This window comes from Parapedobacter luteus (genome assembly GCF_900168055.1).
In the GTDB taxonomy this organism is placed as follows: Bacteria; Bacteroidota; Bacteroidia; order Sphingobacteriales; family Sphingobacteriaceae; genus Parapedobacter; species Parapedobacter luteus.
Genome location: NZ_FUYS01000012.1, coordinates 72,365 through 91,222 on the forward strand (window position 1 = coordinate 72,365; position 18,858 = coordinate 91,222).

Sequence of the window (18,858 nt, forward strand, 5' to 3'; positions counted from 1 at the left end):
AATGTAGGTGAAATACTACAGTCTGACCCGTGACGCCAAGCTGCTAAATGGTGCTACCTATAGATTTTCGATAAGGCGATAAGATCAGATAACGCCTTGACATTGGTTTTTCTGAAAACCCGCTTTTTGTACGTACTGACCGTCGTTTCCTTTAAATTCATCCGTTTGCTGATTTCAATTAAGGGAATTCCCTTGATAAGCAAATCAGCGATTTGGGCTTCTCGGGCTGACAATAGGCTAAACGGTCCCCATCGGGTCACCCGCGATGGCTGCAATACGTCGCCGGTTTCCCGCTGAAAAACCCCGCCTCTCAATGCCGTTTCGAATGCTTGCACAATGCTATCGACCGCTGCATTCTTGGTTAGGTATCCATTGATACCAAATGCAAGATACTTGGGCCCATAAATGGCTTCATCCAGTTCGGAAAATATCAGTATGCGGGTTTTAGGGCTGATGGATTTGATATGCTCTACGATAGCCAACACGTGCGCGCTGTCGCTAATCTCGGCATCCAATACCACGAGGTCGTATTGTTTTTTAGGCAGATCGTTAAGCGTTTTTTGAAAGTTCTGTGCTTCACCGATGGCGGAAAACGGGAAATGCTGCTGCACTAACCACTTCATGGCGATTCCCACAATTTCATGACAATACGTCAAAAAAATATTATGCCCGATGTTTGCTAAGCTACTATCCATGGTCGTTTATGAGATTCCGCTATTTATTCTTGGTCAAAGTTAGGGGGTTACAGAGGCTTGCGGAAAAGAATGCGTGTAAACAACAAAAAATTGTATACGAACGACAAAGGCAAAAAAAAACCGCGCCTTTGGGAAGCGCGGTAAAAACAAAATGTTTTTTATCAACCTAAACCTAATCTCTTAACGCTGCAGATTTCATTTTGTTTTATGCAAACATGATTTTTTTTGAAATTCCAGCTAATCAGGGCGTCAATTTATCCAACGTTCGAAAAATTCATAAGTACGCAGCATCTGGTCGATGCGTTGCCGGTTATCCCCGCTGCGTGTAATTTCGTGACCTGCACCCGGATGGCGGACATATTCCACGGGCCTGTCCAATACTTTAAGGCTCTTGTAGAGCATTTCGCTTTGTATCACCCCCGTCCGAAGATCGTTTTCGCCATGGAAAATGATATAAGGCGTCTTGATCTGAGATACGTAATTGATCGGCGACTCGCGCTCCAGCACATCTTTTACCTGATCGTCCCAGGGGTATCCGCCAAAATAGTTGGGTACCAACCGCCATGCATTGCCTTCACCAAAAAATGTCTTTAAGTCATATACCCCACGCTGGCTACATGCGGCTTTGAAACGGTGATCATGAGCAATGATCCAGCTGACCAGATAGCCAGCATACGATCCGCCAGTAATCAGTAGTTTGGCGGTATCTACCCAGCCTTCGGCGATGGTTCTGTCCAAGGCGGTAAGCACATCACTGGCGGGACCGGCGCCCCAGTTATTCATGTTAGCCCGCAGAAATTCCTCACCATATCCACCTGATCCCCTCGGATTGCTGTATACTACGCCATAACCCTGTGCGCAGAAATATTGAAATTCATGCCACATGCTTGCCTCTCCCGGCCCCCACATGGCCGACGGTCCACCGTGGATTTCCAATAGCAACGGGTATTGTGTTCCTTCTTTGTAGCCGATTGGCTTCATAACCCAATATTCGATTTCCATTCCATCGTCATTGGTAAACACATGCTTTTGCGGAACACTCAATTGCTTCTTTGCTATCCAATGAGTGTTGAAATCAGACAGCTGCTTACTATTTTTCAACGATAAATCATCGGCGATGAACAGTTCCGACGGGCTGTTGATGCTGGTCTTCGTGTAAACGACACGTCCCCGTTCGAAATCGTAGTCGCCGATACCTTCATCTACTGAGGTGAGTCTGTCGACGTTGGCACCGTCAATTGCTGCCCTACATAATATTGTACCACCATTGCTTGCGCTGGTAAAGTACAGGTACTTTTCGTCACTACTCCACTTCAGTCCACTTTTATTCCGGTCAAAGGTGATGGATATCGGTGTACCGGCGGCGCCAGAGGCGCTCAAATTCACTACATATAATTTCGGGACGGAAGGTTTACCGATTTCAGACTCCTGATAGGCGAGCCATTTGCCGCTTGGTGAAACGGCTCCGACCGAAAAGCTTTTGCCCGGTTGCGCCAGCAGCTCCTTTTCGCCGGCGCCATCGACAGCTAACATCACTACCTGGCTCTCCTGTACGCGATCGGGATGAAGCACCCCTTCCCTTCTCACATTGACCACTAACCTGTTATCGTCCACCATCTGCGGCGATCCGTACGAATAAAACCCGCGGGTGATTGCTTTTGGTGATGCTCCGACTTCTGCGTCCGTGATGAAAATATGGGAAAAGCGGATCTCCGCCGAGGTGGCTGTTTCTCCTTGAAAATTAAGCTTGGTCAACACTTTCGCTTTCCTATCTTCCTCATTCTTTTTTAAGTAAGCTCGAATCTCGGCCAAGGACCCGTCCGGGTCCGGCTTGCTTGCCGTGTCCATTCTTAAATGCTCATTACCGCTGAATCCCGGTTTTTCATCCACCCATTCAGGAAGCCTGCCCCCTGGGTTGATGACGGAGTCGCGCAGTACTTCCTGTAGCGACAAAGATGCCGTAAACAAAATCCTCCGGCCGTCTTTTGTCCATTGCGGGTTACTCGCTCCATAACGGTGATTGGTAAGCTGTTGCGGCTCACCGCCAGTCAATGGCAGCAAAAAAAGCTGGGGTTTACGATCCACCGCTCTGACGAAGACGATGGATTGCCCATCCGGGCTGAATACTGGCTGGGAAACGCCTCCTTCGGAAAATGTAAGCTGCCTTGGGCCATTAGTGCCGTCGGTCGCCGCGAGCCATAGCTGATTGTCATAAGAATAATCGGATTTGCTCTGTTTATCCGGAACGATAGCCTGTACTGTAAACAGCACTTGTTTTTCGTCCGGAGATAAGTCAACAGATGTTATCGATTTGATCTTCAGCAAATCAGTCACTTTAATTTTCTCGGTAGCCTGTTGGGCCGTCGCGGCAATGAATAACTGGAAAAAAACAGCAATCAGTAAAAATCGTTTCATGGATTAATAATCGTTGGGTAAAGTATGTATGTGTATAAGCTAATAGTCGACATCCAGCAGACTGCCCAATGGCAAGACCACCCCATTTTTGATCTGAAGCGCGTCATCGGTAACCGTCCAAACCGTCGTTTCCACCCGTTTTGGTCCGTCGATTGTCTGAAACGTAATGGTTGCCTTGGCTTTAAATTCATTACCTAACCGCTGAGCACCTTGCAGTTTGGGACGCAACTCCACTGAATGATCTGCCGACGCTTTTGCCAACCTATACTTCGGGATCTCTTCCTTAGGTATCAATTCTACAGCTGTCATCATGGCTAGTGATTTGGATAAACAATACTACTGAAATTGAACCAGAATAACAATGACTGGTTTGAAAAATTGCAGTTACATGATCACTTCCAGGCACATTTTCATTATTTTGCACAATATTTTATTCATTGCAAATCGGCTTATGGTGTTTATAAGGACATTCATTATTATCATTTCCTGCCTGCTGGCCGTTTTGAACGGTTCAGCGCAAAAGGTCGACAGGGATCGCTTACTGAACGATATCAAAACTTTGTCATCCCGCGACTTTTCAGGCAGAAAGCCGGGTACGATGGGCCATCAGAAAGCCAGGACTTACCTTGCCGGGCGGTTTCAAGCGTTGGCACTGAAACCTTTCCAGGAAGGTTACCTTGACACCTTTGCCATGACCAATGGGCTCACCGGATACAACATTATCGGATACATACCCGGCAAACGCGAGGACGCCATCGTTATTTCAGGACACTACGACCACCTTGGCGAACGCAACGGTGCGATTTATTACGGGGCAGATGACAATGCCAGCGGTGCATCTGCTTTGCTCGCGTTGGCCGCCTATTTCAGCGGGCACCGACCCAACCATACCTTAATTTTTGCCGCCTTCGATGCCGAAGAAATGGGTTTACAAGGTGCACGGGCATTTGTCAGGGCACCGCCGATCCCGCTGGACAGGATTGTACTCAACGTCAACATGGATATGGTAAGCCGCAACGATAACAATGAACTTTACGCTTCAGGCACCTATCATTACCCTTTTCTCTCGCCTTTTATCAAAAGCGACAGCCGCTTCATCACCCTTAAGACGGGGCATGACCAACCCGGCAGCGGCCATGACGACTGGACAAAGCAGAGCGATCATGCAGCTTTCCATGAAGCAGGCATCCCATTTATCTATTTTGGTGTGGAAGATCATCCCGATTACCATACGCCACGGGATACTTACGAGCGTATCCAGCCGGATTTCTTTCATCATGCTGTCTTGGCGATACTGGACGTATTGGAGAATATCGACAAAGAAACCCTTCCGTCGCCCAAATTGGTTAGAAGCGGTTCTGCAGTAGGCGATTTGCCGTAAGCATCCCCGCTCTTGTGTACTTCCCCGCTTAGGTAGCCCAGGCCTTATCGCCTTTTTTATAGGGATAATCACCGTCGTACCGTCCGGGGATCTGAACGTAGCGCAATGCCTTGGTAGCTCCCAGCTCCGACGTAAAAAATCCAAGCAACGTCAGCTGCTTAAACAGGTGAAAATAATGGTCGGGGTCTTCGGCTGTTTTACTTTTTTGGTAATCCTTTGCCTCCTTATCGATCGCCGCCAGAAGCTCCGTACGTTCCGTAGCATTCAATTCCTGGAATTTCCGGCCGAATTTTTCATCAGCAGCATCTTCGAGTTTGCCAAGCCCGTCTACGAATGTCTTTTGCTCATTAGCTGTGTAACAATCTTTGACCATCACGGGGATAAATGCACCCACGCCGGCCTCTTTTGCACCCGGACTGCTTGTCGGCGGTAATATGGTGTCTGCCACATCCCCGAGAAAATCTACCATTTCCGGTTCAAAAAGGCCCTCCACATGCTTAGTGGCCTTGCGGGTACACCCTTCCAAAAATAGATTAGCACCAACAACCGCTCCGCCCATTATCCATGCAACCCTTGCCAAAGCTTCTCTTCTATTCATAATGTCATCTCGTTAATCGTTAAACTTGTCGTTATCAATGTCTATCCGGCTCCAATCGTGCAATGCACGTTACAAGTTGCCTTTCTTCAACTCGCTCACCGCAAAATCAACAGCACGAGCCGTCAATGCCATGTACGTGAGCGACGGATTCACACAGGCGGCAGACGTCATGCAAGCACCGTCCGTTACAAACACGTTAAGTGCATCCCATACTTGGTTGTTGCCATTCAGTACCGAGGTTTTCGGATCCCGGCCCATTCTTGCCGTACCCATTTCGTGGATGCCTTGCCCGAAGCCATATCCGTTGTCGTACGTATATACATCTTTCACTCCGGCCGCTTCCAACATTTCCTTGCCATCCTCCATCATATCCTTACGCATTTTCAGCTCATTTTCCTTGATTTCCATATCCATGGCCAATACGGGCAATCCCCATTTGTCTTTAACATCCTTGTCCAGGAATATCCGATTTTCATGATAGGGCAATGTCTCGCCGAATGCGGTGAAGCCAACAGACCAGCTGCCCGGCTCGCACATGGCATCCTTCCATTCGCCACCGATACTCATTTCAGCAATCTCACCACTCCACCGGCCACGGCTCGCAGAGCCTTGATAACCAAAGCCGCGCACATAATCGCGCTTATCATTGCCGACATTCCGGAAGCGTGGTATATACAGACCATTGGCCCGCCGGCCGTAGTAATATTTATCTTCGTACCCTTCCACGCGTCCGCTGGCACCGCAGCGGAAATGGTGATCCATCGCATTGTGGCCGAGCTCGCCGCTGCTGCTGCCCAATCCGTCCGGCCAGATATCGGTTGCCGAGTTCATCAATATCCAAGTCGAGTTGAATGCGGATGCGCATACAAACACGATTTTAGCAAAATATTCATAGGTCTGATTGGTTTCAGCATCCAACACCTCTACCCCTTTTGCCTTTTTCGTATCCTTATCGTACAGAATCTTGGTCACAATCGAAAAAGGGCGCAATGTCAGGTTGCCGGTAGCCACCGCAGCGGGCAACGTAGATGACTGTGTGCTGAAATAAGCCCCAAAATTACAGCCCAACCAGCATTGATTCTGGTATTGGCAATTGACTCGCCCTTCATGCGGCACGGTAAGGTTTGCCACACGGCCAATGATAAAATGGCGCTGTCCTTTATAGTGGGCTTTGATGCGCGCGGCCATATCTTTTTCTACCACGTTCATTTCCATGGGCGGCAAAAAATCACCGTCCGGCAATACATCGAGGCCGTCGCGGTTGCCACTGATGCCGGCAAAGCGCTCGGCATAGCTGTACCAAGGAGCGATGTCCTTGTACCGGATTGGCCAGTCCACCCCATGGCCGTCCTTGAGGTTTGCTTCAAAATCCAAATCGCTGAACCGATAGCTTTGGCGACCCCACATCAACGAGCGTCCGCCCACGTGATAACCCCGGTACCAGTCGAAGCGTTTCACCTCAACATACGGGCTTTCCTTTTCGTTTACCCAAAAATCAAGGTTCTTTTCATTCAAGGGGTAATCCCGCCGTAATACGGGATAATCTTCAACCATTTGCTGTGTCCGTCCGCCGCGGTGCGGAAACTCCCACGGGTGCTTCGTTGCCGCATGGTAGTCTTTCACGTGCTCCACGTTGCGGCCACGCTCCAGCATGATGGTCTTTAATCCTTTTTGCGTTAACTCTTTTGCAGCCCAACCACCGCTAATCCCTGATCCGATGACAATCGCATCATATACATTATCTGCCATAGCTTGTTATATAGTTTTTGTTTTAGTTATGCGTTAGTTTATCCCCTGTAACGGGATTATATTATTGACGTTATTATTATCATTTTATTGTCTCAAGTGGTGAAAATTAGCCGTTTACCGTCGCTTTCTCATTCCTGAAAAACACCGCAAACAGGAACAGCACCACAGCGGCGATTCCCGCCGGCACCAACCAGACATTCTGCCAAAAGTGATCCCCGGTAGGATTGGTCTTGTAATATTCACTGACCAATCCGGCCACCCAAAAACCGATCAATTGCCCGACGCCATAGGTCGCCAGGGTAATTAAGCCCTGTGCCGAACTTTTGTATTTTTCCCCTGCCCGCGCATCTGTATAAATCTGGCCCGATACGAAGAAAAAATCGTAGCAGATACCATGCAGCGCAATGCCTATAATCAGCATATAAGCCAACTCGCCGGCGTTGCCATAGGCAAAGAGCAAATAACGCACAGCCCATGCCAACATACCGAGCATAATGGTGTTCTTGAATCCAAAGCGGCTAAAAAATACCGGCAGCAGCAGCAGGAAGAATGCTTCCGAAATTTGGCCGATGGTCATTTTTCCTGTCGGGTTGGCTAATCCGATTTCCGAAAGGAACTGATTGGCATATTGGTAATAGAACGCCAAAGGGATGCATATCAGGATAGACGATATAAAGAACACGAGAAAGTTCTTGTTGCCAAGCAGTTTCAGCGCATTCAAACCCAGCATTTCGCTAATACTGCTACTTTCGGTAGTATCTCTTTTTACGGGGGGAGTTTTAGGAAGCGTAAAGCTGAACAGCCCCAGGACCAGTGAAGCGACAGCGGCCATCAAAAACGTATTTTTTAATAGGCCGGCACCGGTGTCCCATTTGAAGAGGTAGCTAATGGACAGGCCTGCCACTATCCAGCCGACCGTTCCGAAAACCCGTATTGTCGAAAATTCTTTTTCCGGATTTATCATTTGCCTGAACGATATCGCGTTGGCCAACGACAACGTAGGCATGTATAAGATCATATACGCTAGTACATACGGATAAAAGGCGCTCACATCCGGGGCATTGTACATTTGATACATCAAAAAAGCACCTATCAAATGCAATGTCCCGAAGATACGCTCTGCGTTAAAGTACTTGTCGGCAATCAGGCCGATGATAAATGGTGCGATAATCGCGCCGAGCGATTGGGTAGAAAACACATTAGCTTTCTCCAGTTCCGACGCATTGAGATTCTGGCTCAAGAACGTCCCCAATGTCACAAACCAAGCTCCCCAAATAAAAAATTCGAGGAACATCATAAAAGACAACTTAATTCTTATGCTTATGTTCATAATTGACTATGCACGACTGACGGAATGGTGAATCCGCAACGAATATGAGATATATTTATGAATACTACAACAAATTAACACTTATTAACCCAAAAAATTATCGACTTCGCGATAAGCAGCGATCAGCTTTACTTCGCCTTCCTTACCGCTCATTGATTTGCCGTGTTCCATACCAACCACGCCACGGTATCCCTTATCGTAAATGTGCTTAAACAAGTTTTTGTAATTGATCTCGCCTGTTGTAGGCTCCCGCCGACCGGGGTTATCTCCGGTCTGGAAATAAGCAATTTCATCCCAGCAGCGGTCGATATTGGCGATCAGGTCTCCCTCATTGCGTTGCATGTGGTATACATCGTATAGAATCTTGCAGGATGGGCTATTTACGCCTTTGCAGATGAGATATGTCTGGGTAGACGTCCGCAGGAAAAGATCAGGCGTATCGCTCAGGGGTTCCAACACCATCACGATGCCGTGGGGCTCCAATATCTCCGCACCGCGTCTCAATGCTTCGATAACATTGGCTGTCTGGATGTCCGGGGGCAGGTTTCTCGCGAAATCCCCCGGAACCACGGTCGTATACTTACCGCCGCACCGCTTAGCCAGTTCCACGGCCTGCCGGCATCCCTTTAGGAATATGTCTACATGCTCCTGCTTTCCCGCGGCCAACGTATTGGCACCATTCCCCCCTTTGTCCAGCACAAAAACCCCCATCGTCATGCCCAATTTCGCCAACAAGCTTCCGATACGTTCCTGCTCCTCCACAGGCCGGCCCGAAAACCCGTTGTCTTCGATGCTGCGAAAGCCTTGGTCATAGGCAAATTGGATTTGATCGAGGATGTTTTTCCCCGCATGGTTTTCAAATTGGCCTTGATGGGGCCCATAATTGAGGTTGAAGGGTTTGTTTTCCTGTTTTGGAGCGCCATTCGGTGTATGTCCAAAAGCATGTAAAGCCCCACTGCCCGCTACGGCACCGGTAGCCAAGAGGGAATTGCGAATAAATTGACTTCTCTTCATTGTATTAAATAGATTATACGATTTGTTAATAGCTGGATAACAACCTATTGAATCCAGCACTTGACGTATCCCGAACGAACCCGGATGCATCTCGATAAACGACCAGCACGTCCAAGTCCTCCCGTTGGTTGACAAATGCAACAGCCTCGTCAGCTTTCATGGCCATAATAACATTGTCATATCCATCCGCAGTGACTGCATTTTTTGCATAGATAGTGGCACTGATAATCTCGGTATCGAAGGGGTAACCTGTTTTTGGATTGATGTGGTGTGATACCCTACGTTCGCTGTCCTGTAAAAACTTACGGTAACTGCCTGCCGTGGTGACTGCCCCTTCCCGCACTTCCATCACGTCTTCGATCACCACCTGCTCCATGCCCTTACCTGACGGCCGTTCAATGCCGATACGCATCGGCGTGCCATCCGGCTTGGGCCCTTTAACGCGCAATTCGCCCCCCAGTTCTACGAGGTATTGGACTATTCCTTTGCTTTCCAAGTGGTCGGCCAGTACATCTACGCTGTATCCTTGCGCTATGCCATTCACATCAAGTTGTACACATAGGCACTGTTTCTCCAGCTTACCGCCCAGTAAGCGGATTTTGTCCATCCCTACACAGGCCAATGCCTGGTTCACCTCGGTACTATCGGGAAATTTTGTTATCGCTGTTGGTCCGAACCCCCAAAGCTGCACCAATGGCGCCACCGTGATGTCGAATATGCCCTCGCTGTCGTGATGGATTTCAAATGAACGGGCGAGTACCTTGTAAAAATGTTCGTCAACGTCAAAGGTCCCGTCCTCACTCCCGTTGATCTCATTGATGAGCGAATAAGGGTTGTATAATGACATGGAACTGTCAATCGCGGCCAGAATGCTGTCAACCGCCGCCTTGGTGACCGAGCTATCCGTTGCATAATAGGTAACCATGTAGTCCGTACCTTGCGCATAGCCCGTGATGGTATATCGCGTTAGCCCGCCGTCAACAAAGCCGGCCGCCACGCACCAGCAAGCCGTTATTCCGGCCATTAACAGCTTTGACTGTTTTTTCACTATAAGACGACCGTTTGCCCAGGAATCGCATAAGGGTACATCCCGTTTTCGCCGGGCAATACCTTAGGAAGGGCATCCCATGCCAGGCGTTCCGGCATTAAATCGACGTTGGATTTCAGCGCATCCTCCCATTTGATGACCTGGCCCGAATACGTAGCCAGCCTGCCGATGATTCCCGTCAGTGTACTATATGCACCATATTCCGCATTGTCAAACCGATATTCACCCTTGCTTATGGCATCAAAGAATTCCACGTGTTCATGCTGGTAAGGGTTGGCATTCCCGCGTTTCGGATGGCTATAAAGCTCGTTGCCCTTGGCATCCCACAGAATAGCATCATTGCCCGCTGAGAGGTATACACGTCCCTTGGTACCCTGGAATGTCTCATCGACCCTGTTGGATGTGCCTTCGAAATGCCGGCATTGGCTGTATATCACCGAACCATCAGCATAGGTAAGCTCTACCGCATGGTTATCGTAGATTTCGCCGTATTCCTTGCCCGTCCGCCATGCGCGGCTGCCGGTGCCTTGTATAGACACCGGGTAGCTCCCTTTTACCCAGTTGGCAACATCGATATTATGCACGTGCTGTTCGACGATGTGGTCGCCACAGAGCCAATTGAAGTAGTACCAGTTGCGCATTTGATATTCCATTTCGGTTTGATTGGGTTGGCGGGGCCTCACCCATACGCCGCCACTGTTCCAGTACACCTGTCCGGACACAATATCGCCAAGCGCTCCATCCTGTATACGTTTAATAGCCTCCCGGTAGTTGGCTTGATAACGGCGCTGCAACCCCACGACAACGTTCAGTTTCTTCCGCTTGGCCTCTTCGGCAGCTGCGAGCACCCGGCGCACACCGGGGACGTCTGTAGCCACGGGCTTCTCCATAAACACATGCTTGCCGTGTTTGACAGCTTCTTCGAAATGTATAGGCCTGAAACCGGGCGACGTGGCCAGTATAACGACATCAGCAAACGGAATGGCCTTTTGATAGGCGTCAAAACCCACGAATTTCCGGTCTTCGGGGACATCCAACTTATCCGCATGGCGCTCCGACAACTTGGTATATGCTTCATCCAGCCTATCGCGAAACGCATCGGCCAGCGCTACTATCTTAATATTGGCCCCCGAAGCAATAGCATCGAAAGCGGCCCCCGTTCCTCTGCCTCCGCAACCAATAACGGCTACCTTGATTACATCGTCTCCATGGGCGTATGCGCCCAATACGGGCATTCCACTAAGCAGGGCTCCGCCCGCCAGCAGTGCCGAACTTTTCAGAAATTCGCGGCGTTGTTCACCTATACGTTTTGTGCTCATCTGTTTTGTTTTAGATCTATATTAAGGTTCTCTTTTTTAATAATCCTGTATGGGCGCTTTATCGTAGTACGCCATGATTTCCGTTTCGGAAGGTGGGTTCAATGGTCTAACCAGTCTGATGCCGATAAAGGGTGCTTCCGGAAACCACCAATTACTTTTCGGTATCTGCGGGTCCAGCTGTTTCCATGACGGATCCGAAGGCAACCGGGATGCTGAGCGCAGATCACGGGCACTATCCTCAAAGGATCCCCCTCGGATGCTATGCGGATACAGTTGATCCGGTACAGCTACGGGGTTATCAGCGACAGTGCCATCAGACAACTGCTGATAGCGATCTTCGATGTATTGGTCATATGTCCATTCGGCTACATTGCCATGCATGTCATAGAGCCCCCATGCATTGGGCTTTTTCTGGCCTACGGGATGGGTTTTATTGTCGCTGTTTTCCTTATACCACGCATAATCCGATAAGGCCGCCGGGTCATCTCCAAAATAATATTCGGTACTGCTACCGGCCCGGCAGGCATATTCCCACTCGGCTTCCGTAGGCAGCCGGTAGAAAACCCCCGTGCGTATATAGAGCCACTTGCAGAACTGGATAGCATTATACTGTGTCATCGCAAGAGCCGGATGCCCCTCCTTCCCCATCCCGAAGGTCATATCCAGGTAGGGCTTAGTAGGCCGGGTCACTGCGTCTACCTCCGGCGCGACACGGCCACCGCTGCGGGCGAGCTCAAAATCCTTATAGACGAAGGGCTCGTATAGGTCCCAGGTCACTTCATAAGTCCCCATCCAAAACGAATCTACCCTCACGGGGTGCGGCGGTTGCTCATCCTTATTTCCCATTGGACTACCCATCGTATACTCTCCGCCGGGAATGGGTTGCATCGGAAAACTCAGCGCAGTGCCTTCGATATGCTGGGTATACGGTTCAAACAGCTCCTGCGCCTGCGCAAGATTCAGCAATACTAGACTACAAATAAACAAAGACTTCACAAACATCTCAGCTATAATCAAAAATTGGTGGCTGAATTTAAAGTCTTTTTATTTAAATGCAAAATAGATCAAGTATTTTAACCGTGACACGTCCAGCTTACAGCACCAAGGCGAATAATTAGGAATAAAAAAAATCGCCCACATTGTGTCCTTATTACACTTATGGGCGATTCGTTATTGTGGAAAACTTTTCGTGGGTACCGTTCCCGGCGCAAGCTTAAAGTTTGCGTTTTACCTCCACTTGTTCGTAGGCTTCAATGATGTCGCCTACTTTGATATCGTTGAAATTCTGAATATTTAATCCGCATTCATAGCCGGCAGAGACCTCTTTCACATCATCTTTGAATCGTTTCAAGGACGCCAACTGACCTGTATACACCACCACACCATCACGGATAACACGTATACTGTGGTTACGATTAATTTTGCCATCAAGCACCATACAACCGGCGATGGTGCCTACCTTGCTAATCTTAAACGTTTCACGGATTTCCACGTTGGCCACTATCTTTTCCTCATATTTAGGCTCCAGCATGCCTTCCATGGCTGCTTTCACCTCTTCTATCGCATCATAGATAATAGAGTACAGTCGGATATCGATCTGTTCTTGCTCTGCCAGCTTACGGGCACTTGTAGATGGCCGTACTTGGAAGCCAATGATGATGGCATCCGAAGCAGACGCGAGCAATACATCCGATTCGGATATCTGGCCCACTGATTTATGGATGACATTGACCTGAATTTCTTCTGTCGATAGCTTCAGCAGCGAATCAGACAATGCCTCGATAGAACCGTCCACATCGCCCTTGACAATGACATTAAGCTCTTTGAAGTTTCCGATGGCCAATCGTCTGCCAATCTCGTCGAGCGTGATATGCTTCTGCGTACGTAATCCCTGTTCGCGTTGCAATTGCAGCCGCTTGTTCGCCACTTGCCTGGCCTCCACCTCGCTCTCCATTTCGTAGAACTTATCTCCGGCAGTGGGTGCGCCAGACATCCCCAATATCTGTACGGGAGTAGAAGGACCCGCTTCCGTGACCTTTTGACCACGTTCGTTGTGTAATGCTTTCACTTTGCCGCTGTGGGAACCAGCCAATATAGGAGCCCCCACCTTAAGCGTTCCGGACAGAATCAACACTGTTGTTACGATTCCTCTTCCTTTGTCGAGACTGGCTTCAATGACCGAACCGACGGCCCGTTTTTTAGGGTCGGCTTTCAATTCCAGCAGTTCAGCTTCAAGCAACACCTTTTCAAGCAATAGATCGACATTTTGCCCGGTCTTGCCCGAAATCTCCTGGCACTGGTATTTGCCACCCCAATCCTCGACTAAAATATTCATATTGGAGAGCTGCTCGCGGATCCTATCCGTATTTGCGCCCGGCTTATCGATTTTCGTAAACGCAAATACAATCGGTACACCTGCGGCCTGCGCGTGGTTGATGGCTTCCCGGGTTTGCGGCATCACGCTATCGTCTGCCGCAATCACGATAATAGCAATATCGGTCACCTGCGCTCCACGCGCACGCATCGCAGTAAAGGCCTCGTGGCCCGGCGTATCCAAAAATGTAATTTTACGGCCGTCATCCAACTTCACCTCATAGGCGCCGATGTGCTGGGTAATTCCCCCTGCCTCCCCGGCAATCACATTGGATTTGCGGACATAATCGAGCAATGACGTCTTACCATGGTCTACGTGCCCCATAACAGTCACAATAGGCGCGCGGGGGACTAGATTTTCTGGATTGTCCGGTTCCTCAAGCTCGGTATTTTCCTCATCTTCAGGTTTGACAAACTCAATCTCATAGCCAAACTCATCAGCCACAATGGCAATGGTTTCGGCGTCCAGGCGCTGATTGATGGAAACAAAAAGCCCCAGGCTCATGCATGTAGCAATAATCTGAGTGACAGGCACGCCCATCATGTTGGCCAAATCATTAGCCGTCACGAACTCGGTCACCTTCAACACCTTAGACATCATTTCCTGCTCAAGTGCTGCCTCTTCGGCCGAATGAGCAATGTCATCCCGTTTTTGACGGCGGAGCTTTGCACGTTGCGCAAACTTACCGGACTTACCTGCACCGCTGAGGCGGGCAAGTGTTGCCTTAATTTGATCTTGTATTTCCTTTTCTGACGGTTCTTCCCGGCTTTCGGTGGCGTGCCTTGGTTTGCCTTTAAAGTCGTGGCGTCCCTTCGGCGCGGCGGTGCCGTGCTGCCCTTGTTGCCCTGGCGCGGCAGCCCCCGGGCGCTGGACTCCCGGTTTGTCTTTACGCTTCCGTTTGCGTTTATGGTCGTGCGCCGAAACGCCAGAAGTACTGGAGGAAGATGCGACCGGTTTTTCTCTCGGTTGGTGCGCCGTTAAATCAATTCGACCAACAACGTTGGGTCCCGTCAGGCGTTGGGCGCGAGCACGTATAACCTCATTTTGAGGCTCAGGTGCACGCTCTTTCGGCTGCGGCTTTTCCTCCGGCTCCCGGTTTTCCGGGACTTCGGGAGCAACCGGCTGGTCGATAACAGCCGGCGGCGTCTCTTCCTTGGCCTCCGGCTTGTGGTCGGGCTCCTGTTGAGCCGCCGGAATAGGCGCAGGCTCCTTCTCTGCCTGCGTGTCCGCAGGTGCCTCTTTCTCTTTCGTTTCTTTTTCCCCTTTGAGAGTCTCCTTCTGGTGCTTTCCGCCCCGGAAGTTGTCCAAATCAATTTTGCCGACGATCTTCATGCCGGGGATATGCGGCTTTTCAGTGGTCTTAACCGGATCCGGTTCTTTATCCTGCGCTTTTTCTTTGTCAGCCGGAGGCGTCTGACGCACCTCAGGTGTAAATGCACCCGTATTCTTAATCAGTATTTCTTCGGTATCCGTGTCTTTCTGTGGTTTTTGCACAACAGTTTCCGAAGGGGATTCTTCACGACGGATTTTGCCAATGATAATCTGATTGGCTTCTTCCTTCACAATTTTATCCCCCTGAAACTCACGCAAGAGAACATCGTAGGTTTCGCTATCCAATTTGGTTCCCGGTTTGGGCTCAATATCGTAGCCACTCTTGACCAAGAAATCAACAGCTGTACCTATACCAATGTTCAATTCCTTTGCTGCTTTCAGCAATGTTATGCTCTTACCTTCTGACATCTAATTTATTTACCTCTTATTTTTTGTGTTGATACAAAAATATATTTTTTTAAGCGTATATCGGCAAAGAATTAAAAAAGCACGACAAGCGGGTACATCGCCCGGTAGTCAATTATTCAAATTCAGCCTGCAACACCTGAATGATTTCGTGTATGGTGTTTTCCTCCAAATCAGTACGTCTCACCAAATCATCCACGGAAAGTGCCAGTACGGATTTGGCCGTATCCAGCCCCACGCGTTTTAGTTCATCGATGATCCAGCCATCGATTTCATCTGCGAATTCTTCGATATCCACATCCTCTTCGACCTCTTCTGCTTCGCGGTATACGTCTATTTCATAACCCGTCAGTTTGCCTGCAAGTTTGATGTTATGCCCTCCACGGCCTATCGCCAGTGATACTTGATCGGATTTGAGGTAGACTGCTGCCGTTTTGTGTTCGTCATCCAATTTTATCGAGCCAATGCGTGCGGGACTTAATGCCCGCTGGATGTAGAGTTGCGTATTGTTCGTATAATTGATGACATCGATGTTTTCGTTCCGCAACTCACGGACAATACCATGGATGCGGGAACCTTTCATGCCGACGCACGCACCTACCGGATCAATGCGGTCGTCATAGGATTCAACGGCTACTTTGGCACGCTCACCCGGTTCACGCACGATTTTGCGGATAGTGATTAAGCCATCAAAAATTTCAGGCACCTCCAACTCAAACAAGCGCTGCAAAAATTCGGGGGCGGTACGGGAGATAATAATCCTTGGATTGGCATTAACCATTTCAACCTTGTGTACCACGGCACGGATGGTATCGCCCTTTTTGAAATAGTCCGCCGGGATCTGTTCGGTTTTAGGTAAAATCAATTCGTTGCCATCATCATCCAGCACCAAGGTCTCTTTTTTCCAAATCTGATAAACTTCGCCGGTGATCAATTCACCTTCCCGGTCCTTGTATTTTTTAAATACCTCATCCTTCTCAAGTTCCAGGATTTTGGACACAAGCGTCTGGCGAGCCGCTAAAATCGCCCGGCGCCCAAAGCTCTCCAACGTTATTTCTTCGATATAGTCATCCCCGACTTCGAGATCGGGATCGTATTTACGGGCTTCTGCCAATTCGATTTCCAAATCGTCATCCTCTGAAAAACCATCTTCGACCACCACCCGCGTACGCCAAATCTCCAAGTCACCATTATCCGGATTGACGATGACGTCACAATTTTCATCGGTACCGTATTTCCTACGAATCATGCTTCGGAAGACCTCTTCCAACACACTGATGACCGTAGGTCGGTCGATGTTTTTGAACTCTTTAAATTCTTGAAAAGAGTCAATCAAATTGATATTATTGCTCATTTTATTTAAATGAAATTAACACCTTTGCTGTTTTGATACTTTCAAAGGGGATACTGTTTTGCTGTTCGACTGCTTTCTTCCCTTTTTCTTTAATTTCTTCCATAATCACGATATACTCGTCAGCCACTTCCAGCAATTTCCCTTCCTTCTGCCCTCCGTCTTGTAGCTTTACCTGTATATTCCTCCCGACATTTTTCTGGTATTGCCTCACTGAAGTGAACGGCGCATCGATACCCGGCGAAGAAACCTCAAGCCGATAAGCATGCGCGATTACATCTTCCTCCTCCAGATGGAAGCCTACATGCCGGCTAATAGCGGCACAATCCTGAATACTTACGCCCTGGTCACCGTCTACCAACACCTCAAGCTTGCCATTGGGATGCATCTTTATACTTACTATAAATAGGTCTTCCCTATCGGCAATCTTATCTTCAACCAATGCCTTTACCTTATTTTCTATTGAGTGCTCCACTTACAAAAATAAACCATTAGCCATGAAAAAAGGGGACGATTTCCGTCCCCTCTTTTTCAAGATGATGCAAAGATAAGTAAAATGTTTTATAATTAAAAATCTGCTTATGCCAATGGGTATGCCCGGCCGTTAACGGTTATCCACGACCGTACTGATGGTCTTCTGCATCTGGGCCATCATGGCGGTGAGTGTTTCCATGGTAGGCTCTGGGCTCGGCTCAGGCAGTTGGGTACTGATATAGGCCTTGGCCTTCCATATTTCCAGAATATCCGCTGCCGGCACCCAATAGGGCTCATAGCTCTTATTATCAGAAACCAGCTTCAACCCTTTATCGTCTTTATATTTAAATGCGATGCGTTTATAGACAACCCCATCGTTCCGGGATATCACCACATAGGTCTGACCCGGTTTTACGTCGTTCCAATTTTCGAGGTATTCCGCTATCACGATACTTCCCGGCTGAAGGGGCAGCATCGAATCGCCCTTGATTTCAAAAGCCCGATAGGTCCCCTGCCTGAACATGGGTAAGCTGAACTTCGGCAGTTCAGCTATATATTCGGGATCCGCGTACCCGTTAAGATAACCCGCGCTGGCCTTGACCGGCACCAATTCAATGTTCTCTTTATCGCCACCATCCACTGTTATACTCAATACCCGCACGTTAGCTGCATTGCCACGGGGAGTGGGCCGCCATTTGTCGTTGATCGTGTCATTTGCCAGCTCGTCCATGGTCAACCCATAGAAGTCGGCAATTTTCTTTAGCAATTCATATTTGGGTTCCGCACGATTTTCCTCATATGCACCGACAGATGCGCGTTTGATACCCATCTCATCCGCAAACTGTTGCTGAGTAAGCCCCTTTTTCTTACGGAGGTATTTAAGATTGTTAGCAATGTTCGACATAAAAAGTAAAAATAAATTTGAACAAACTAAATAAATTAGTATTATTGTGCCAATAAAGTTAGTAAAACTTTTCAGGGCGACAAAAAAATAACGTTAAATAATTTTCAACATATGAATAATTACATCTATATCTTAACCGATTGCAACCGTACCTGCTTACACGTTGGCATGGCACAGGACCTTGAAAGGGCGATTAAAACCTATAGAGAAGCTCCGGGCTTATTTTTTGATGCATGTGCAAAAGTTTCCCGCTTGGTTTACCACGAAGCGCTTCCTACCGAAGAATCTGCCTTACGCCGGTTCAGGGAATTAAGCACATACACCCGTATGCAAAAAGAAAAACTCATCCGGAAATATAATCCCAATTGGGTCGATCTCGGGTTGGTAAGACCGTTGAATGCCTTCGGCTCAAGCGGCCTTACCAACGCCCGGTTACATTTAAGAAGCTAAGCCGGTCCTGGGCGTCCTC

Annotated in this window: 16 protein-coding genes; 2 read left to right on the forward strand and 14 right to left on the reverse strand. The window is 48.7% G+C overall.

Features of this window, described 5'->3' with window-relative positions; translation table 11 throughout:
• Positions 1 to 53: 53 nt before the first annotated feature.
• The 3 genes from B5X72_RS17975 to B5X72_RS17985 form a co-directional block, all read right to left on the reverse strand.
• Positions 54 to 623 carry a response regulator transcription factor gene (locus tag B5X72_RS17975; protein ID WP_176146259.1) on the reverse strand — a complete coding sequence of 190 codons (570 nt, stop codon included), beginning with the start codon at positions 621 to 623 and terminating at the stop codon, positions 54 to 56.
• A 321-nt stretch (positions 624 to 944) separates the two neighbouring features.
• A complete protein-coding gene (locus tag B5X72_RS17980) occupies positions 945 to 3,110 on the reverse strand; it encodes a S9 family peptidase (protein WP_079718313.1) in 2,166 nt (721 codons plus the stop codon).
• Positions 3,111 to 3,149: 39 nt separating this feature from the next.
• Positions 3,150 to 3,422, reverse strand: coding sequence for a hypothetical protein (locus B5X72_RS17985; RefSeq protein WP_233632477.1), 273 nt, complete (start codon positions 3,420 to 3,422; stop codon positions 3,150 to 3,152).
• 139 nt (positions 3,423 to 3,561) lie between these two features.
• On the opposite strand from B5X72_RS17985, the gene B5X72_RS17990 reads away from it, so the two are divergent.
• Complete coding sequence (locus B5X72_RS17990) at positions 3,562 to 4,491, forward strand: M28 family peptidase (protein ID WP_079718357.1); 930 nt, start codon at positions 3,562 to 3,564, stop codon at positions 4,489 to 4,491.
• 28 nt (positions 4,492 to 4,519) lie between these two features.
• On the opposite strand, the gene B5X72_RS17995 is transcribed toward B5X72_RS17990, so the two are convergent.
• From B5X72_RS17995 to B5X72_RS18045, 11 genes are all read right to left on the reverse strand, one after another.
• On the reverse strand, positions 4,520 to 5,089 hold the full coding sequence (locus B5X72_RS17995) for a gluconate 2-dehydrogenase subunit 3 family protein (RefSeq protein WP_079718314.1): 570 nt from the start codon (positions 5,087 to 5,089) through the stop codon (positions 4,520 to 4,522).
• A 69-nt stretch (positions 5,090 to 5,158) separates the two neighbouring features.
• Positions 5,159 to 6,838, reverse strand: coding sequence for a GMC oxidoreductase (locus B5X72_RS18000; RefSeq protein ID WP_079718315.1), 1,680 nt, complete (start codon positions 6,836 to 6,838; stop codon positions 5,159 to 5,161).
• Positions 6,839 to 6,944: 106 nt separating this feature from the next.
• Positions 6,945 to 8,168 carry an MFS transporter gene (locus B5X72_RS18005; protein ID WP_079718316.1) on the reverse strand — a complete coding sequence of 408 codons (1,224 nt, stop codon included), beginning with the start codon at positions 8,166 to 8,168 and terminating at the stop codon, positions 6,945 to 6,947.
• Between the two features lie 84 nt (positions 8,169 to 8,252).
• Positions 8,253 to 9,182 carry a hydroxypyruvate isomerase family protein gene (locus B5X72_RS18010; protein WP_079718317.1) on the reverse strand — a complete coding sequence of 310 codons (930 nt, stop codon included), beginning with the start codon at positions 9,180 to 9,182 and terminating at the stop codon, positions 8,253 to 8,255.
• Between the two features lie 25 nt (positions 9,183 to 9,207).
• Entirely contained in the window at positions 9,208 to 10,206 is a 999-nt protein-coding gene (locus tag B5X72_RS18015; protein ID WP_079718358.1) for an FAD:protein FMN transferase, read from the reverse strand.
• A gap of 23 nt (positions 10,207 to 10,229) precedes the next feature.
• Complete coding sequence (locus tag B5X72_RS18020) at positions 10,230 to 11,549, reverse strand: Gfo/Idh/MocA family protein (RefSeq protein ID WP_079718318.1); 1,320 nt, start codon at positions 11,547 to 11,549, stop codon at positions 10,230 to 10,232.
• Between the two features lie 36 nt (positions 11,550 to 11,585).
• The gene (locus B5X72_RS18025) at positions 11,586 to 12,515 is read right to left on the reverse strand and encodes a formylglycine-generating enzyme family protein (protein ID WP_370584473.1); all 930 of its coding nucleotides are present in this window, start codon (positions 12,513 to 12,515) and stop codon (positions 11,586 to 11,588) included.
• A 247-nt stretch (positions 12,516 to 12,762) separates the two neighbouring features.
• A complete protein-coding gene (gene infB / locus B5X72_RS18030) occupies positions 12,763 to 15,663 on the reverse strand; it encodes a translation initiation factor IF-2 (protein ID WP_079718320.1) in 2,901 nt (966 codons plus the stop codon).
• Positions 15,664 to 15,775: 112 nt separating this feature from the next.
• The gene (gene nusA / locus B5X72_RS18035) at positions 15,776 to 17,014 is read right to left on the reverse strand and encodes a transcription termination factor NusA (RefSeq protein ID WP_079718321.1); all 1,239 of its coding nucleotides are present in this window, start codon (positions 17,012 to 17,014) and stop codon (positions 15,776 to 15,778) included.
• A gap of 1 nt (position 17,015) precedes the next feature.
• Complete coding sequence (rimP, locus tag B5X72_RS18040; protein WP_079718322.1) at positions 17,016 to 17,486, reverse strand: ribosome assembly cofactor RimP; 471 nt, start codon at positions 17,484 to 17,486, stop codon at positions 17,016 to 17,018.
• Positions 17,487 to 17,615: 129 nt separating this feature from the next.
• Complete coding sequence (locus B5X72_RS18045; RefSeq protein ID WP_079718323.1) at positions 17,616 to 18,389, reverse strand: XRE family transcriptional regulator; 774 nt, start codon at positions 18,387 to 18,389, stop codon at positions 17,616 to 17,618.
• Between the two features lie 111 nt (positions 18,390 to 18,500).
• Between B5X72_RS18045 and B5X72_RS18050 the strand changes: the two genes are divergently transcribed.
• Positions 18,501 to 18,839 (forward strand): GIY-YIG nuclease family protein, encoded by a 339-nt coding sequence (locus B5X72_RS18050; RefSeq protein WP_079718324.1) that lies wholly within the window; start codon positions 18,501 to 18,503, stop codon positions 18,837 to 18,839.
• Positions 18,840 to 18,858: the final 19 nt, after the last annotated feature.

What these genes read in the sequence shown, in the direction of transcription:
- B5X72_RS17995 (WP_079718314.1), bottom strand. Translation starts at nt 5,089, where the DNA reads ATGAATAGAAGAGAAGCTTTGGCAAGGGTTGCATGGATAATGGGCGGA.
- nusA (WP_079718321.1), bottom strand. Translation starts at nt 17,014, where the DNA reads ATGAGCAATAATATCAATTTGATTGACTCTTTTCAAGAATTTAAAGAG.
- B5X72_RS18045 (WP_079718323.1), bottom strand. Translation starts at nt 18,389, where the DNA reads ATGTCGAACATTGCTAACAATCTTAAATACCTCCGTAAGAAAAAGGGG.
- infB (WP_079718320.1), bottom strand. Translation starts at nt 15,663, where the DNA reads ATGTCAGAAGGTAAGAGCATAACATTGCTGAAAGCAGCAAAGGAATTG.
- B5X72_RS18005 (WP_079718316.1), bottom strand. Translation starts at nt 8,168, where the DNA reads ATGAACATAAGCATAAGAATTAAGTTGTCTTTTATGATGTTCCTCGAA.
- B5X72_RS18000 (WP_079718315.1), bottom strand. Translation starts at nt 6,838, where the DNA reads ATGGCAGATAATGTATATGATGCGATTGTCATCGGATCAGGGATTAGC.
- B5X72_RS18015 (WP_079718358.1), bottom strand. Translation starts at nt 10,206, where the DNA reads ATGGCCGGAATAACGGCTTGCTGGTGCGTGGCGGCCGGCTTTGTTGAC.
- B5X72_RS17980 (WP_079718313.1), bottom strand. Translation starts at nt 3,110, where the DNA reads ATGAAACGATTTTTACTGATTGCTGTTTTTTTCCAGTTATTCATTGCC.
- B5X72_RS17985 (WP_233632477.1), bottom strand. Translation starts at nt 3,422, where the DNA reads ATGATGACAGCTGTAGAATTGATACCTAAGGAAGAGATCCCGAAGTAT.
- B5X72_RS18050 (WP_079718324.1), top strand. Translation starts at nt 18,501, where the DNA reads ATGAATAATTACATCTATATCTTAACCGATTGCAACCGTACCTGCTTA.
- B5X72_RS18010 (WP_079718317.1), bottom strand. Translation starts at nt 9,182, where the DNA reads ATGAAGAGAAGTCAATTTATTCGCAATTCCCTCTTGGCTACCGGTGCC.
- B5X72_RS18020 (WP_079718318.1), bottom strand. Translation starts at nt 11,549, where the DNA reads ATGAGCACAAAACGTATAGGTGAACAACGCCGCGAATTTCTGAAAAGT.
- B5X72_RS17990 (WP_079718357.1), top strand. Translation starts at nt 3,562, where the DNA reads ATGGTGTTTATAAGGACATTCATTATTATCATTTCCTGCCTGCTGGCC.
- B5X72_RS17975 (WP_176146259.1), bottom strand. Translation starts at nt 623, where the DNA reads ATGAAGTGGTTAGTGCAGCAGCATTTCCCGTTTTCCGCCATCGGTGAA.